13 protein-coding genes are annotated in these 14,139 nt (G+C 58.6%); 6 read left to right on the top strand and 7 right to left on the bottom strand.

Annotation, left to right across the window (positions count from 1 at the left end; all coding sequences use genetic code 11):
* Positions 1 to 71 precede the first annotated feature (71 nt).
* Positions 72 to 731 (bottom strand): PAQR family membrane homeostasis protein TrhA, encoded by a 660-nt coding sequence (gene trhA, locus ACSVHP_RS07780; protein WP_234670792.1) that lies wholly within the window; start codon positions 729 to 731, stop codon positions 72 to 74.
* A gap of 165 nt (positions 732 to 896) precedes the next feature.
* The gene (yqfB, locus tag ACSVHP_RS07775; RefSeq protein ID WP_447551542.1) at positions 897 to 1,208 is read right to left on the bottom strand and encodes a N(4)-acetylcytidine aminohydrolase; all 312 of its coding nucleotides are present in this window, start codon (positions 1,206 to 1,208) and stop codon (positions 897 to 899) included.
* Positions 1,209 to 1,260: 52 nt separating this feature from the next.
* On the opposite strand from yqfB, the gene ACSVHP_RS07770 reads away from it, so the two are divergent.
* From ACSVHP_RS07770 to ACSVHP_RS07745, 6 genes are all read left to right on the top strand, one after another.
* On the top strand, positions 1,261 to 1,992 hold the full coding sequence (locus ACSVHP_RS07770; RefSeq protein WP_234670788.1) for a MurR/RpiR family transcriptional regulator: 732 nt from the start codon (positions 1,261 to 1,263) through the stop codon (positions 1,990 to 1,992).
* 115 nt (positions 1,993 to 2,107) lie between these two features.
* A complete protein-coding gene (bglA, locus tag ACSVHP_RS07765; protein WP_417313897.1) occupies positions 2,108 to 3,541 on the top strand; it encodes a 6-phospho-beta-glucosidase BglA in 1,434 nt (477 codons plus the stop codon).
* A gap of 124 nt (positions 3,542 to 3,665) precedes the next feature.
* A complete protein-coding gene (locus tag ACSVHP_RS07760; RefSeq protein WP_234670784.1) occupies positions 3,666 to 4,025 on the top strand; it encodes a copper resistance protein in 360 nt (119 codons plus the stop codon).
* A gap of 48 nt (positions 4,026 to 4,073) precedes the next feature.
* Positions 4,074 to 6,080, top strand: coding sequence for a protein-disulfide reductase DsbD family protein (locus ACSVHP_RS07755; protein ID WP_447551539.1), 2,007 nt, complete (start codon positions 4,074 to 4,076; stop codon positions 6,078 to 6,080).
* A gap of 1 nt (position 6,081) precedes the next feature.
* A complete protein-coding gene (locus ACSVHP_RS07750; protein WP_447551538.1) occupies positions 6,082 to 6,684 on the top strand; it encodes a DsbA family protein in 603 nt (200 codons plus the stop codon).
* Positions 6,674 to 7,174 carry a protein disulfide oxidoreductase gene (locus ACSVHP_RS07745; RefSeq protein ID WP_447551536.1) on the top strand — a complete coding sequence of 167 codons (501 nt, stop codon included), beginning with the start codon at positions 6,674 to 6,676 and terminating at the stop codon, positions 7,172 to 7,174. Before ACSVHP_RS07750 ends, ACSVHP_RS07745 begins: the two co-directional genes overlap by 11 nt.
* A 3-nt stretch (positions 7,175 to 7,177) precedes the next feature.
* Here ACSVHP_RS07745 and ACSVHP_RS07740 read toward each other — a convergent pair whose 3' ends face one another.
* From ACSVHP_RS07740 to ubiI, 5 genes are all read right to left on the bottom strand, one after another.
* Entirely contained in the window at positions 7,178 to 7,921 is a 744-nt protein-coding gene (locus tag ACSVHP_RS07740; protein ID WP_447551535.1) for an SDR family oxidoreductase, read from the bottom strand.
* Between the two features lie 69 nt (positions 7,922 to 7,990).
* Positions 7,991 to 10,864 (bottom strand): aminomethyl-transferring glycine dehydrogenase, encoded by a 2,874-nt coding sequence (gene gcvP, locus ACSVHP_RS07735; protein ID WP_447551534.1) that lies wholly within the window; start codon positions 10,862 to 10,864, stop codon positions 7,991 to 7,993.
* A 125-nt stretch (positions 10,865 to 10,989) separates the two neighbouring features.
* Positions 10,990 to 11,379 carry a glycine cleavage system protein GcvH gene (gcvH, locus tag ACSVHP_RS07730; protein ID WP_447551533.1) on the bottom strand — a complete coding sequence of 130 codons (390 nt, stop codon included), beginning with the start codon at positions 11,377 to 11,379 and terminating at the stop codon, positions 10,990 to 10,992.
* 24 nt (positions 11,380 to 11,403) lie between these two features.
* Positions 11,404 to 12,498 (bottom strand): glycine cleavage system aminomethyltransferase GcvT, encoded by a 1,095-nt coding sequence (gcvT, locus tag ACSVHP_RS07725; RefSeq protein ID WP_447551531.1) that lies wholly within the window; start codon positions 12,496 to 12,498, stop codon positions 11,404 to 11,406.
* A gap of 429 nt (positions 12,499 to 12,927) precedes the next feature.
* A complete protein-coding gene (gene ubiI / locus ACSVHP_RS07720) occupies positions 12,928 to 14,130 on the bottom strand; it encodes an FAD-dependent 2-octaprenylphenol hydroxylase (protein ID WP_447551530.1) in 1,203 nt (400 codons plus the stop codon).
* Positions 14,131 to 14,139: the final 9 nt, after the last annotated feature.

Here is a 14,139-nt window from a genome sequence, read left to right as displayed (position 1 = left end):
CTCACCCCGCCCCTCTCCCATGGGGAGAGGGAGAAGACGGTAGGTCGGGTAAGGCGTAGGCGCCACCCGACTTAGATTTGACCCACGTACAGATAAATTGCCAGGAAATGGCACACGCTGCCGCCCAGCACAAAGCCGTGCCAGATAGCGTGGTTATAGGGGATACGCTTGCAGACGTAAAAAATCACGCCCAGCGAGTAGACCACGCCACCGACCGCCAGCAGCGTTACCCCACCCACCGAAAGCTTAATCGCCAGTTGGTACACCACAATCAGCGACAGCCAACCCATCGTCAGATAGGTCACCAGCGACAGCACCTTAAACCGGTGCGCGATGGTCAGCTTAAATAAAATGCCTATCAGCGCCAGGCTCCAGATCACGATCATAAGGCCACGCGACAGCGGTGAGTTTAACCCCACCAGCAAAAACGGCGTGTAGGTGCCTGCGATAAGAAGATAGATAGCGCAGTGGTCGAATTTCTTGAGCCAGATTTTAGCCCGCTGATGCGGGATGGCGTGATACAGGGTCGAGGCTAAAAACAGCAGGATCATACTCCCGCCGTACAGGCTGTAGCTGGTAATCGCCATCGCGCTGGCGTTGGTGTCCACCGCCTGTACCAGCAGCAAAACCAGCCCGACGATCCCAAACACCAGGCCGATGCCGTGGCTAATACTGTTGGCTATTTCCTCAGCCAGCGAATATCCCTGCGCCATTAATGGCTTACTTACCATAGGTTACTCCGGGGAAAACAGAAGATGATGATTCATCGTCTGACTATGCTAACTGAGAATGATTCCAGTGAACACATGTTAGCTAAAATAAAGTCACCGCGATTTTTCTGATTTACAATCAGCAACTTAGTTTTTCATTTCAGCTAACATTTGTTCCTTTTTACTTCAAAGACATTTAAAATCAATCACATAAAACTGGCGCTGGTCAGGATAGATTTCGGCTATCACCTGCTTGAGTTCGGCAAGCGACATATTCTCCTGATCTGCGTGTTTTTCCGTCAGCGTGTCCAGCGTAACGGTTGACGTACCGGTGACTTCGATAGTGCAAAAATAGCCGTCATCTTCATAACGGCCCACGCGCAGAACGTCCCCGCTTTTAAAGTGCGACTCGCTTTCGTCCCGAATGGTAATGGTTTTACGCCCGGCCAGAATGTCTTCCTGAAAGCGCTGAAAAAAAGTGATGTCGTTTGGCTGCATGTTATGATTCCTTCCAGGTAAAGTCTGACGAGTGAGTTTAGCCACTGTGAGTATGTTCTCCCATTCCGCCATTGCCAGCCTCAATAATCTGGAGATGATGGTCTATAACTATGTCATTAAAAACCGGGACAAAGTAACGTACATGACCATCCGTGAGCTGGCGGATGCGGCGGGAGTGTCGACCACCACTATCCTTCGGTTTTGCCGCAAACTCAACTGCGACGGCTACTCGGAATTTCGCGTGCGCTTTAAACTGTATTTAGAGCAAAACGAACCTCAGCAGGCTAATTTCGGCGCCAGCGAAATTATCAGCTTTTTTAAAAGCGTGAATAATGAAGAGTTCGATGCGTTATTAGATAGCGCGGTGGATATTATATTATCCTCAGAGCGTATTATCTTTGTGGGTGCAGGCACCTCTGGCTCGCTGGCAAAATATGGCGCGCGCTTCTTCTCGAATATTGGAAAATTCAGCAACCATATTGACGATCCCTATTTCCCGGTCACTAACGATATGGCAAAAAATGCGCTGGCCATCGTGCTTTCTGTTTCCGGTGAAACGGAAGAGATCCTGCGCTTCGCCAGCCAGTTCAGCCTGCACCACTGCAAGGTGCTCTCTATCACCAGCCACGAGCACTCCCGCCTTGCGAAGCTGGCGGACTTTAACCTTTCATGGCATGTTCCCCAAACCCGCATCGGCGGGGTCTACGATATTACCACGCAAATACCGGTTATCTATATTCTGGAGTCGCTCGGCAGAAAGCTGGCGAAGAAATTAACGGAATAAAACACCCTGTTTTTTTGATGTGACAAATTACATTTTCCGCAAATTGTTATATCGTGACATTTAAATTCGCTTTGCTAGACTCGACACCATCAGAAATACGTTGAGAATAGCAAAGATGAAAAAACTCACCTTACCAAAAGATTTTTTATGGGGTGGCGCTGTCGCCGCTCACCAGGTTGAAGGCGGCTGGAACAAAGGCGGCAAAGGGCCGAGCATTTGTGACGTGCTGACCGGCGGCGCGCACGGCGTACCGCGTGAAATCACCCAGGAGGTGATTGACGGGAAATACTACCCGAATCACGAAGCCATCGACTTTCACGGCCACTACAAAGAAGACATCAAGCTGTTTGCCGAGATGGGCTTCAAGTGCTTCCGTACCTCGATTGCCTGGACCCGCATCTTCCCGAAAGGCGACGAAACTCAGCCGAACGAAGAGGGGCTGAAGTTTTACGACGACATGTTCGACGAGCTGCTGAAGTACAACATCGAGCCGGTCATCACCCTCTCCCACTTTGAAATGCCGCTGCATCTGGTGCAGGAATACGGCGGCTGGACCAACCGCAAAGTGGTTGATTTCTTTGTGCGCTTCTCCGAAGTGGTCTTCGAGCGCTACAAAAACAAGGTCAAATACTGGATGACCTTCAACGAAATCAACAACCAGCGCAACTGGCGCGCGCCGCTGTTCGGCTACTGCTGCTCCGGCGTGGTCTACACCGAGCACGACAATCCAGAAGAAACGATGTACCAGGTGCTGCACCACCAATTTGTCGCCAGCGCCCTGGCGGTGAAGGCCGCGCGCCGCATCAACCCGGAGATGAAGGTCGGCTGTATGCTGGCGATGGTGGCGCTCTATCCGTTCTCCTGCAAACCCGAAGACGTGATGTTTGCTCAGGAATCCATGCGCGAGCGTTATGTCTTTACTGACGTCCAGCTGCGCGGCTACTACCCGTCTTACGTACTGAACGAGTGGGAGCGCCGCGGCTTCTCCATCAAAATGGAGGCAGGCGACGAGCAGATCCTGCGCGAAGGCACCTGCGACTATTTAGGCTTTAGCTACTACATGACCAACGCCGTGAAGGCGGAAGGCGGTACGGGCGATGCGATTTCCGGTTTCGAAGGCAGCGTGCCAAACCCGCACGTGAAGGCTTCGGACTGGGGCTGGCAGATTGACCCGGTTGGCCTGCGCTATTCCCTCTGCGAACTGTACGAACGTTACCAGAAGCCGCTGTTCATCGTCGAAAACGGCTTTGGCGCCTACGACAAAGTGGAAGAAGACGGCAGCATCAATGATGACTACCGCATCGACTACCTGCGCGCGCATGTGGAAGAGATGATGAAGGCGGTCACCTATGACGGCGTAGACCTGATGGGCTATACCCCGTGGGGCTGCATCGACTGCGTCTCCTTCACTACCGGTCAATACAGCAAGCGCTACGGCTTTATCTACGTGAACAAGCATGACGACGGCACGGGCGATATGTCCCGCTCCCGTAAGAAAAGCTTCGAGTGGTATAAAACCGTCATTGCCAGCAACGGCGAAACCCTGTGATATCCGGCCCTCTCCTGCAAAGGAGAGGGCAAATTCCTTTCCATCCAGACACTTCTTTACAGCTTTAGCGTTGCCAAAAAGCCCGCGCCCTATAAGATAAGCCTCGTGAATATATGAGGTAGTGATGATCAAACGACAACGCAAGGCGATTCTGCTGGTTGCCCTGGCCTGTCTGGTGGTGCTGATTTGCACCGCGCAGCGGATGGCCGGGATGCACGCGCTTGTTATGAATATCACCGCCTCCAGCCAGTCCGTTCAGCAGGAACAGGAAAACAGCGAAGCCCCGGTGACCCCGTGCGAACTCAGCGCCAAGTCGCTGATGGCGGTGCCGCCGATATTGTTTGAAGGTGCGCTGTTTGCCGTGACGCTGCTGCTGGCCCTGCTGGCAGCCAATCCGCCGCGCCGCGAGCGGCTGTGGCCCCCTCGCGTTATCTCCCCGCCCCGACTACGGGTGCATCTGCGACTATGCGTCTTCCGTGAGTGAGCATTCGCCTGACACACCAGGTTAATTCATCATTTACGGAGAAAATTTATGCTTACTGTATTCAGGCGACTGCTGGTCTGCCTGCTTTGGCTATGGCTGCCCCTCAGCCAGGCCGCCGACAGCGGCTGGCTACGCGCCGCCGATAACCCGCACGCCAGCGTCAGGCTGCGCGCGCAACCGCAAACCCCAGGCGAAACCCGCCTGCTGCTGGACGTTGCCCTTGAAAAAGGGTGGAAAACCTACTGGCGCTCGCCGGGAGAAGGCGGCGTGGCCCCCGCAATTAACTGGCATCAGCCGGTTGATGCCCTCTGGCACTGGCCCACGCCCGAACGCTTTGACGTCGCGGGGATCACCACCCAGGGCTATAGCGGCGATGTCAGTTTCCCCCTCATCCTGCGTGGCGAGGTGCCGGACACCCTGAGCGGCGTTCTGACGCTCTCCACCTGTAGCAACGTCTGCGTGTTAACCGACTACCCGTTCTCGCTGGATCTCACCGCCAGCACCGGCGGCTTTGACTACGACTACGGTCGGGCGATGGGCACGCTGCCGCTCAGCAGCGGCCTGACCTCAACCCTTAGCGCCAGCTACGCCCCCGGAAAGCTGACGGTGACGGCACAGCGCGACGCGGGCTGGCCGCAGCCTTCGCTGTTTATCGACAGCATGGACGATGTTGATTTCGGCAAACCGAGCTTCACGGTGCGCGGTGATTCGCTGGTGGCCAGCGTGCCGGTAACGGACAGCTGGGGCGAGGCCGCACCGGATCTCAGCGGAAAAAACCTGTCGCTGGTGCTGGCCGATAGCGGTCAGGCGCAGGTGTCCAGCCTGGTTATCGGGCGGGGCACGCAGGCGCCTGCGTTCTCGTTAGGCTGGGTGATATTTATGGCGCTGGCAGGCGGGCTGATCCTCAACGTGATGCCCTGCGTGCTGCCCGTGCTGGCGATGAAGCTCGGCACATTAGTGCAGAGCGAACGTCAGGGGCGCGGGCAGATTCGCAGGCAGTTTATCGCCTCGGTCGCCGGGATCGTGATGTCGTTCCTCGCGCTGGCGCTGATGATGACGGTGCTGCGTCTGGGAAATCAGGCGCTCGGCTGGGGGATCCAGTTCCAGAATCCGTGGTTTATCGCGGCGATGACGCTGGTGATGGTGCTGTTCAGCGCCAGCCTGCTGGGGTTATTTGAGTTTCGTCTTCCCTCTTCCGCCAGCACCTTCCTCGCCACGCGCGGCGGCAACGGCCTCGCGGGTCATTTCTGGCAAGGGGCGTTTGCCACCCTGCTGGCAACGCCCTGTACCGCGCCGTTCCTCGGCACGGCCGTGTCCGTTGCGCTGGCGGCGCCGTTGCCGCTGCTGTGGGGAATTTTCCTGGCGATGGGTATCGGCATGAGTCTTCCCTGGCTGCTGGTTGCGGCCTGGCCGGGGCTGGCGCAGAGGTTGCCGCGTCCGGGGCGGTGGATGAACGTCGTACGCGTCGCGCTGGGCCTGATGATGCTCGGCTCCTCCCTGTGGCTGCTCAGCCTGCTGGTGGTGCACATCGGCGCGCTGCCCGTTATCACGCTGGGCGTGATGGTCATCCTCACCCTGCTGCTGGTGACCGCCCGGCGCTACCGCTGGCAGACGGCGCTCCGGGCCGGGGCGCTCGCTATCGTCGTTGCCGCTGCGGCGGCGTTTGTAGCCTATCCCAACGACGAGAACGCCCGTCGCGATCGGGTGAACTGGCAGCCGCTCAGCGAACGGGCGATTGCCCAGGCGCTGGCAGACAACAAACGGGTCTTTGTTGACGTCACCGCCGACTGGTGCGTGACCTGTAAAGCCAATAAATACAACGTCCTGCTGCGAAGCGACGTGCAGGAGGCCCTGTCCGCACCGGATGTTGTCGCCCTGCGCGGCGACTGGAGCCGTCCTTCAGCCAGCATTAGCCAGTTCCTGACCGCGCGCGGCAGCGCTGCCGTGCCTTTTAACCAGATTTACGGACCGGGTTTACCGCAGGGCCACGTGCTGCCCGCGTTGTTAAGCCGCGAAGCGGTACTGTCCACCCTGTCCGATGCAAAAGGAAACTAATATGAGAGCCGTTATCGCCCTACTTTTGATCTCTTTATCGGCGTTCAGCTTTGCCGCACCGTCCGATGACGGATCCAGTGACCAGCTGGCTAAGCTGCTGTTTAGCGATCCCAACAGCCCAAGAACCGGCGCGAAAGAACCAAAGCTGACCATTGTCTCCTTCACGGACTATAACTGCCCCTACTGCAAGCAGTTTGACCCGATGCTGGAGAAAATCGTGCGGGAGAACCCGGACGTACAGCTCATCATTAAGCTGCTGCCCTTCAAGGGCGAAAGCTCGGTGAACGCGGCCAAAGCGGCGCTGTCGGTGTGGCAGCAGCAGCCGGATAAATTCTGGTCGCTGCATCAGCGCCTGATGATGAAAAAAGGCTATCACGATGACGCCAGCATCGCGGCCGCGCGGGTGAAGACCGGAACGGACAGCATTAAAACGGATGATAAAACGATGGACTCGCTGAAGATGAACCTGATCCTGTCGCAGGTGCTGAATATTCAGGGTACGCCGGCGACCATTATCGGCGACCAGATGGTGGCGGGCGCAATCCCTGAGGCAGATCTGGAGGCGCTGGTGAAAGAACAGCTGGCGAACGCCCGTGGTAAATAAGCTCCCGCGCCTGCTGCGCGAACTGGGCCTGTGGCTGTTAATCGGTATTGCCGTCAGCCTGGCGGTGGACTATTTCCGCCAGCCGGCGCTACCGCAGAATTTCGCCGCCGCCACGCTGCATACGCTGGACGGTCAGCCCGTCGATCTGATTGCCATGAGCGAAGAGCGCCCCCTGCTGGTTTACGTCTGGGCAACCTGGTGTGGCGTCTGCCGCTACACCACGCCATCGATAGCCGCCCTTGCCGAAGAGGGCGGCAACGTGATGTCGGTTGCGCTGCGCTCCGGCGATAGGGCGACGCTTGAGGCCTGGCTTGCGAAGAAAAAGATGGCGCTACCCACCATCAACGACGCCAGCGGAAGCCTGGCGCGTCAGTGGGACGTGCAGGTGACGCCGACGCTGGTGGTGCTCTCTCACGGAGAGGTGAAGTCGATCACCACCGGCTGGACCAGCGGCTGGGGCATGCGCCTGAGGCTCTGGCTGGCGTCGTAACGGTTATTTACCGCCCGCGAGCTCCAGGAAACTGCCGGTCACGTAGGACGCCTTGTCGCTCAGCAGCCAGACAATGGCCTGAGCGACCTCTTCCGGCTGGCCGCCGCGCTGCATGGGCAGCAGGGACTTCACCCGATCCACGCGGCCCGGCTCTCCGCCCGTTGCGTGCATCTCTGTATAGATAAATCCCGGCCGCACGCCGTTCACCCGAATGCCCTGCGCGGCAACCTCCAGCGATAGCCCGGTTGTCAGCGTATCGACCGCCCCTTTAGAGGCGGCGTAATCCACGTATTCCCCCGGCGAGCCCAGGCGCGACGCGGCGGAAGAGACGTTTACGATCGCCCCGCCCGCGCCGCCGTGCCTGTGCGACATGCGCTTAACCGCCTCGCGACAGCAGAGGAAATAGCCCGTCACGTTGGTGGCAAATACCCGGTTGATGCGCTCGGCGGACAGGTTTTCAATCGTGGATTGTTCAAACAAAATCCCGGCGTTGTTCACCAGCGCGGTAAGAGGCTCTCCTTCGCGGTCGATGCTGTCGAACATCGCCAGCACCTGCGCCTCATCGCTGATATCCGCCCGCACCGCAAAGGCCTTACCGCCCGCTTCGACGATCTGGTTGATAACCTCGGTCGCGGCCTTGATGTTGTGATGATAATTGACCGCCACGGTGTAGCCTTCGGCTGCCAGCTGTAGCGCGGTGGCTTTACCTATTCCGCGGCTAGCGCCGGTGATTAATGCGATACCCATGCTCCCTCCCAATAAAAAAGCCGGGCGGCAGCTTCGCCTAACCCGGCCTACGTTGTTACGCCAGAAAAATTACTGGTATTCGCTCATCGGCACGCAGGAGCAGAACAGGTTACGGTCGCCGTACACGTCATCAAGACGCTTCACGGTCGGCCAGTATTTGTTTGCCACACCGGCCGGGAAGACCGCCAGCTCGCGGCTGTAAGCGTGGTTCCACTCCGCCACCATTTCGTGCTGCGTGTGCGGCGCGTTCACCAGCGGGTTATCTTCCAGCGTCCACTCGCCGTTCAGAACGCGGTCGATCTCCATGCGGATCGCCAGCATCGCGTCGATAAAGCGGTCAAGCTCCACTTTGCTTTCAGACTCGGTTGGCTCCACCATCAGCGTACCCGCCACCGGGAAGGACATGGTTGGCGCGTGGAAGCCGTAATCGATCAGGCGCTTGGCAATATCCAGCTCGCTGATGCCCGTTTCCTCTTTCAGAGGACGGATATCGAGGATGCACTCGTGCGCCACGCGACCGTCGCGGCCGGTATAGAGCACCGGGAAGGCCGATTTCAGGCGCGTCGCAATGTAGTTAGCGTTGAGGATCGCCACCTGGCTTGCCTGCTTCAGCCCTTCCGCGCCCATCATGCGGATGTACATCCAGCTGATTGGCAGGATAGAGGCGCTGCCGAACGGGGCGGCAGAAACCGCGCCCTGACGGGTGAGCATTCCTTCAATCTGCACTACGCTGTGGCCCGGCACAAACGGAGCCAGGTGCGCCTTCACGCCGATAGGCCCCATGCCCGGGCCGCCGCCGCCGTGCGGGATGCAGAAGGTTTTGTGCAGGTTCAGGTGCGATACGTCCGCGCCGATAAAGCCCGGAGAGGTAATGCCCACCTGCGCGTTCATGTTCGCGCCGTCGAGGTAAACCTGACCGCCGAACTGATGCACCACTTCGCACACTTCGCGGATGGTCTCTTCGTACACGCCGTGGGTCGACGGGTAGGTGACCATGATGCAGGAGAGCTTATCGCCCGCCTGCTCCGCTTTCGCGCGCAGGTCGGCCAGATCGATGTTGCCGTTTTTATCGCAGGCCACCACCACCACTTCCATTCCCGCCATCTGGGCAGAGGCCGGGTTGGTGCCGTGCGCGGAGCTTGGGATCAGGCAGATATCGCGATGGCCTTCGTTGCGGCTCTCGTGATAGTGACGGATCGCCAGCAGGCCCGCGTATTCGCCCTGTGCGCCGGAGTTTGGCTGCATACAGAGCGCGTCGTAGCCGGTCAGCTTCACCAGCCAGTCGGAGAGCTGGTTGATCATCAGGTGATACCCTTCCGCCTGCTCTGCCGGGCAGAACGGGTGCAGCTCGGCAAATTCAGGCCAGGTAATCGGGATCATCTCTGCCGCGGCGTTCAGCTTCATGGTGCAGGAGCCCAGCGGGATCATCGCCTGGTTCAGCGCCAGATCTTTGCGCTCCAGAGAGTGCATATAGCGCATCATCTCGGTTTCGCTGTGATAGCGGTTGAACACCGGATGCGTCAGGATAGCGTCGTCGCGCAGCATGTTCGGCTGGATCGAGCGGCTGTCGTGCGCCACCTCTTTATCCAGCGCGTCAACGTCCAGACCGTGCGCATCGCCCAGCAGGACGTTAAGCAGGTTCAGGATATCGTCGCGGGTGGTGGATTCATCCAGCGTAATGCCCACGGCGTTGTGGATATCGCTGCGCAGGTTGATCTCTGCGGCATCCGCGCGCGCCAGCACGCTGGCTTTGTCTGCGACGTCAACGCACAGGGTATCGAAATAGTGTTCGTGGCGCAGCTTGAGGCCTTTCTGTTGCAGGCCGCAGGCCAGAATGTCCGCCAGACGGTGAATACGGCTGGCAATGCGCTTCAGGCCAACCGGACCGTGGAACACGGCGTACAGGCTGGCGATGTTGGCCAGCAGCACCTGAGAGGTGCAGATGTTGGAGTTCGCTTTCTCGCGGCGGATATGCTGCTCGCGCGTCTGCATCGCCATGCGCAGCGCGGTATTTCCGGCGGCATCTTTCGACACGCCAATAATACGGCCCGGCATGGAGCGTTTAAATTCATCTTTCGCCGCGAAGAACGCCGCGTGCGGGCCGCCGTAGCCCATCGGCACGCCGAAGCGCTGGGCGGAGCCAAACACAATGTCCGCGCCCTGCTTGCCCGGAGCGGTCAGCAGCACCAGCGCCATAAAGTCGGCGGCGACGCTGACGATCACCTTGCGGGATTTCAGCTCGGCAATCAGCGGGCTGTAGTCGTGAACTTCACCGGTTGTGCCAACCTGTTGCAGCAGCACGCCGAAGACGTCCTGGTGATCCAGCACCTTGTCGGCATCATCGACAATCACGTCGAAGCCGAAGGTTTCCGCACGGGTGCGCACCACGTCCAGCGTTTGCGGATGCACGTCCGCCGCCACGAAGAAGCGGTTAGCGTTTTTCAGCTTGCTGACGCGTTTTGCCATCGCCATTGCTTCGGCGGCGGCGGTCGCTTCGTCCAGCAGCGAGGCGGAGGCGATATCCAGCCCGGTCAGATCCAGCGTCACCTGCTGGAAGTTCAGCAGCGCCTCAAGACGACCCTGAGACACCTCTGGCTGATACGGCGTATACGCGGTGTACCAGCCCGGATTCTCCAGCATATTGCGCAGGATAACCGGCGGTAACTGCACGTTGGTGTAGCCCATGCCAATGTAAGACTTATAGCGCTTGTTCAGGCCCGCAATCGCCTTCAGCTCCGCCAGCGCGGCGAATTCGGTGGTGGCTTCACCCACCTGAGGCGGGGTGGCAAGCTGGATGTCTTTTGGCACTATCTGGCCGATCAGTGCGTTTAATGAATCCGCGCCAACCGTGTTCAGCATCTCCTGCTGTTGCTGAGCATCCGGCCCAATGTGACGTTCAATAAAAGCGCCACGGTTTTCAAGCTGGCTTAAAGTCTGTGTCATGAGCGATGGTTCCTGAAACGTGCAGTGAATTTTGAGTTCCCTCTCCCTCCGGGAGAGGGTTAGGGTGAGGGGAAGATGGGCACCCTCACCCCTGCCCTCTCCCAAAGGGAGAGGGGGATTAACAATTACTCGTCTTCCAGTAATGCTTCGTACGCGGTCGCATCCAGCAGCGCGGCAACCTGCGATTCGTCGCTGGCTTTGATTTTGAAGATCCAGCCTTCGCCGTAGGGCTCGCTGTTCACCAGCTCCGGGGAGTCGCTCAGCGCGTCGTTTACGGCAACAATTTCGCCGGTAATCGGTGCGTAGATGTCAGAAGCCGCCTTAACAGACTCCGCCACGGCACAGTCGTCGCCCGCGCTCACGGTCGCGCCCACTTCAGGCAGGTCAACAAACACCATGTCGCCCAGCAGCTCTTGCGCGTGCTCGGTGATCCCGACGGTGTAAGTGCCGTCCGCCTCTTTGCGCAGCCACTCGTGTTCTTTGCTGTATTTCAGTTCTGCTGGCACATTGCTCATTGAATTTCTCCTGATAAAAAATGATTAGGCGACCGGCTTACCGGCGCGAACAAAAATCGGTTTGGTCACGCGCACCGGCATTTCGCGATTGCGGATTTGCACCACCGCCGTATCGCCAATGCCCGCAGGAACGCGCGCCAGGGCAATACTGTAGCCCAGCGTCGGGGAGAACGTGCCGCTGGTGATCACGCCTTCGCGGTGATTACCGTCAGCATCGGTAAAACGTACCGGCAGCTCGCCGCGCAGCACGCCTTTCTCGATCATCACCAGCCCGACCAGCTGTTCGGTGCCCTTCTCACGCTGCATCTCCAGCGCTTCACGGCCAATAAAGTCACGGTCAGCCGGTTCCCACGCGATGGTCCAGCCCATATTCGCCGCCAGCGGGGAAACGCCCTCGTCCATCTCTTGTCCGTAGAGGTTCATGCCCGCTTCCAGACGCAGCGTATCGCGCGCGCCCAGGCCTGCTGGCTTGACGCCTGCTTCCACCAGCGCACGCCAGAAGTCGGCGGCCTTCTCGTTTGGCATCGCAATTTCATAGCCCGCTTCACCGGTGTAGCCGGTGGTGGCAATAAACAGATCGCCCGCCTGCACGCCGAAGAACGGCTTCATGCCCGCGGTGGCGCTACGCTGCTCGTCGTTGAACAGCGAAGCGGCTTTCTCCTGCGCGTTCGGCCCCTGTACGGCGATCAGCGACAGATCGTCACGCACGGTGATGTCGATGGCGAAAGGTTCAGCGTGTTGGGAAATCCAGGAGAGGTCTTTTTCGCGGGTGGCGGAGTTTACGACGAGGCGGAAGAAATCTTCGGTGAAGTAGTAGACGATGAGGTCGTCAATCACGCCGCCGGAGGCATTTAGCATCCCGGTATAGAGCGCTTTGCCCGGCGTCTTCAGTTTTGCGACGTCGTTTGCCAGCAGATAACGCAAAAACTCCCGGGTGCGGCTGCCGCGAAGGTCGACAATGGTCATGTGGGACACGTCGAACATACCGGCGTCGGTGCGTACCGCGTGATGCTCATCAATTTGCGAGCCGTAGTGCAGCGGCATCATCCAGCCGTGGAAGTCCACCATGCGGGCGCCGCATAACACGTGCTGGTCGTACAAAGGAGTCTGTTGAGCCATCTTTTCCTCGTTGAATAAGCGGGGCTGTCTTGCGTTTCATGGGCTTAAAAATCGCCACGAAACCCGGCGTCGGCATCACATCCTGACGTCGACGCAAACGTTCTCTTTTACCTGAACTTACCACCGAAACCGGCGGTTAACCATAAGGTAAAAAAGGTCATCACATTAGCTTATGACCAAAAAACGCTGAAAAGCCTACAGAGTTATTCACTGGATAAATGCGATTTACCCCGCATAAAATTAACATCATGTTCACAGAATTTAGCAGATGGTGATATTTCATCCGGAAAAACGGGCGGAATTTCCGTAACATCAAAAACGCCAGATTAGTTAATCTAATGCGAAAAATGGCGTGAAATTAGAATATTTCAAACGAGGAAAATTCCCCGGCGCAGAGGCCGGGAAATGATAGTGTGACGGGGGTCAATATTATTGCAGCCAGTCCGGGAGGTCGTTAAGACCCATCGCCTGACGAAGGAGCTGAGGTTTTACGCCCGGAAGCGTGTCGGCAAGCTTAAGACCAATATCGCGCAGCAGCTTTTTAGCCGGATTCGCCCCCGCGAACAGCTCGCGGAAGCCCTGCATTCCCGCCAGCATCACGGCGGCGCTGTGCTTACGGCTGCGCTCGTAGCGGCGCAGATAAAGATGCTGACCAATATCTTTGCCTTCGCGATGCAGACGACGCAGCTCGTCAACCAGCTCCGCCGCGTCCATAAAGCCGAGATTCACGCCCTGCCCGGCCAGCGGATGAATGGTGTGCGCCGCATCCCCCACCAGCGCCAGACGGTGCGCCGCAAACTGGCGCGCGTAGCGCCCGGTCAGCGGGAACACCAGACGGTCGCTCTCAAGTGAGCACAGCCCCAGACGATTATCAAAGGCAATGCACAGCGCCTGGTTAAAGGCCTCCGGCGTCGCCTCGTGCATCTGCTGCGCTTTCTCCGGCACTAAGGACCAGACGATAGAGCACAGGTGCGGATCGCTTAACGGCAGGAACGCCAGAATGCCGTCATTGTGGAAAATCTGCCGCGCCACGCCGCCGTGCGGCTCTTCGGTGCGGATCGTCGCGACCAGCGCGTGATGGCGATAATCCCAGTACGTCAGCGGAATATCCGCTTTGTTACGCAGCCAGGAGTTCGCGCCGTCTGCGCCAACCACCAGCCGCGCGGTGAGCATGTCGCCGCTTTGCAGGGTGATGAACGCTTCGTTTTCGCCCCACGCCACCTGCTGAATTTGCGCAGGGGCCACCAGGGTGATATCGCTACAGCTTTGCGCTTTTTGCCACAGCGCGTGGTGGATCACCGCGTTTTCAACGATATGGCCCAGATGGCTGTAGCCCATGCTTTCGTCGTCGAAGGCGATGTGGCCAAAGCTGTCTTTGTCCCACACTTCCATGCCGTGATAGCAGCTCGCGCGACGGGCAACGATATCGGACCACACGCCCAGGTGCGTCAGCAGCTTTTCGCTGGCGGCATTAATGGCCGACACGCGCAGCTCGGGCGGCGCATCCTGCGCAACGGGCTGAGGGACGTTTTGCTCAAGCACCGCCACGCGCAGGCCGCTGCCCTGTAAACCGCAGGCCAGTGCCAGCCCGACCATTCCGCCGCCGACAATGGCGACATCAACATTTTGCACGGTGTTAAC

The organism is Enterobacter sp. 186315, from assembly GCF_053290175.1.
The sequence above is the reverse complement of the archived record's forward strand: the minus strand, read 5'-3'. Positions and strand labels throughout refer to the sequence as shown.

What these genes read in the sequence shown, in the direction of transcription:
- trhA (WP_234670792.1), bottom strand. Translation starts at nt 731, where the DNA reads ATGGTAAGTAAGCCATTAATGGCGCAGGGATATTCGCTGGCTGAGGAA.
- yqfB (WP_447551542.1), bottom strand. Translation starts at nt 1,208, where the DNA reads ATGCAGCCAAACGACATCACTTTTTTTCAGCGCTTTCAGGAAGACATT.
- ACSVHP_RS07770 (WP_234670788.1), top strand. Translation starts at nt 1,261, where the DNA reads ATGTTCTCCCATTCCGCCATTGCCAGCCTCAATAATCTGGAGATGATG.
- bglA (WP_417313897.1), top strand. Translation starts at nt 2,108, where the DNA reads ATGAAAAAACTCACCTTACCAAAAGATTTTTTATGGGGTGGCGCTGTC.
- ACSVHP_RS07760 (WP_234670784.1), top strand. Translation starts at nt 3,666, where the DNA reads ATGATCAAACGACAACGCAAGGCGATTCTGCTGGTTGCCCTGGCCTGT.
- ACSVHP_RS07755 (WP_447551539.1), top strand. Translation starts at nt 4,074, where the DNA reads ATGCTTACTGTATTCAGGCGACTGCTGGTCTGCCTGCTTTGGCTATGG.
- ACSVHP_RS07750 (WP_447551538.1), top strand. Translation starts at nt 6,082, where the DNA reads ATGAGAGCCGTTATCGCCCTACTTTTGATCTCTTTATCGGCGTTCAGC.
- ACSVHP_RS07740 (WP_447551535.1), bottom strand. Translation starts at nt 7,921, where the DNA reads ATGGGTATCGCATTAATCACCGGCGCTAGCCGCGGAATAGGTAAAGCC.
- gcvP (WP_447551534.1), bottom strand. Translation starts at nt 10,864, where the DNA reads ATGACACAGACTTTAAGCCAGCTTGAAAACCGTGGCGCTTTTATTGAA.
- gcvH (WP_447551533.1), bottom strand. Translation starts at nt 11,379, where the DNA reads ATGAGCAATGTGCCAGCAGAACTGAAATACAGCAAAGAACACGAGTGG.
- gcvT (WP_447551531.1), bottom strand. Translation starts at nt 12,498, where the DNA reads ATGGCTCAACAGACTCCTTTGTACGACCAGCACGTGTTATGCGGCGCC.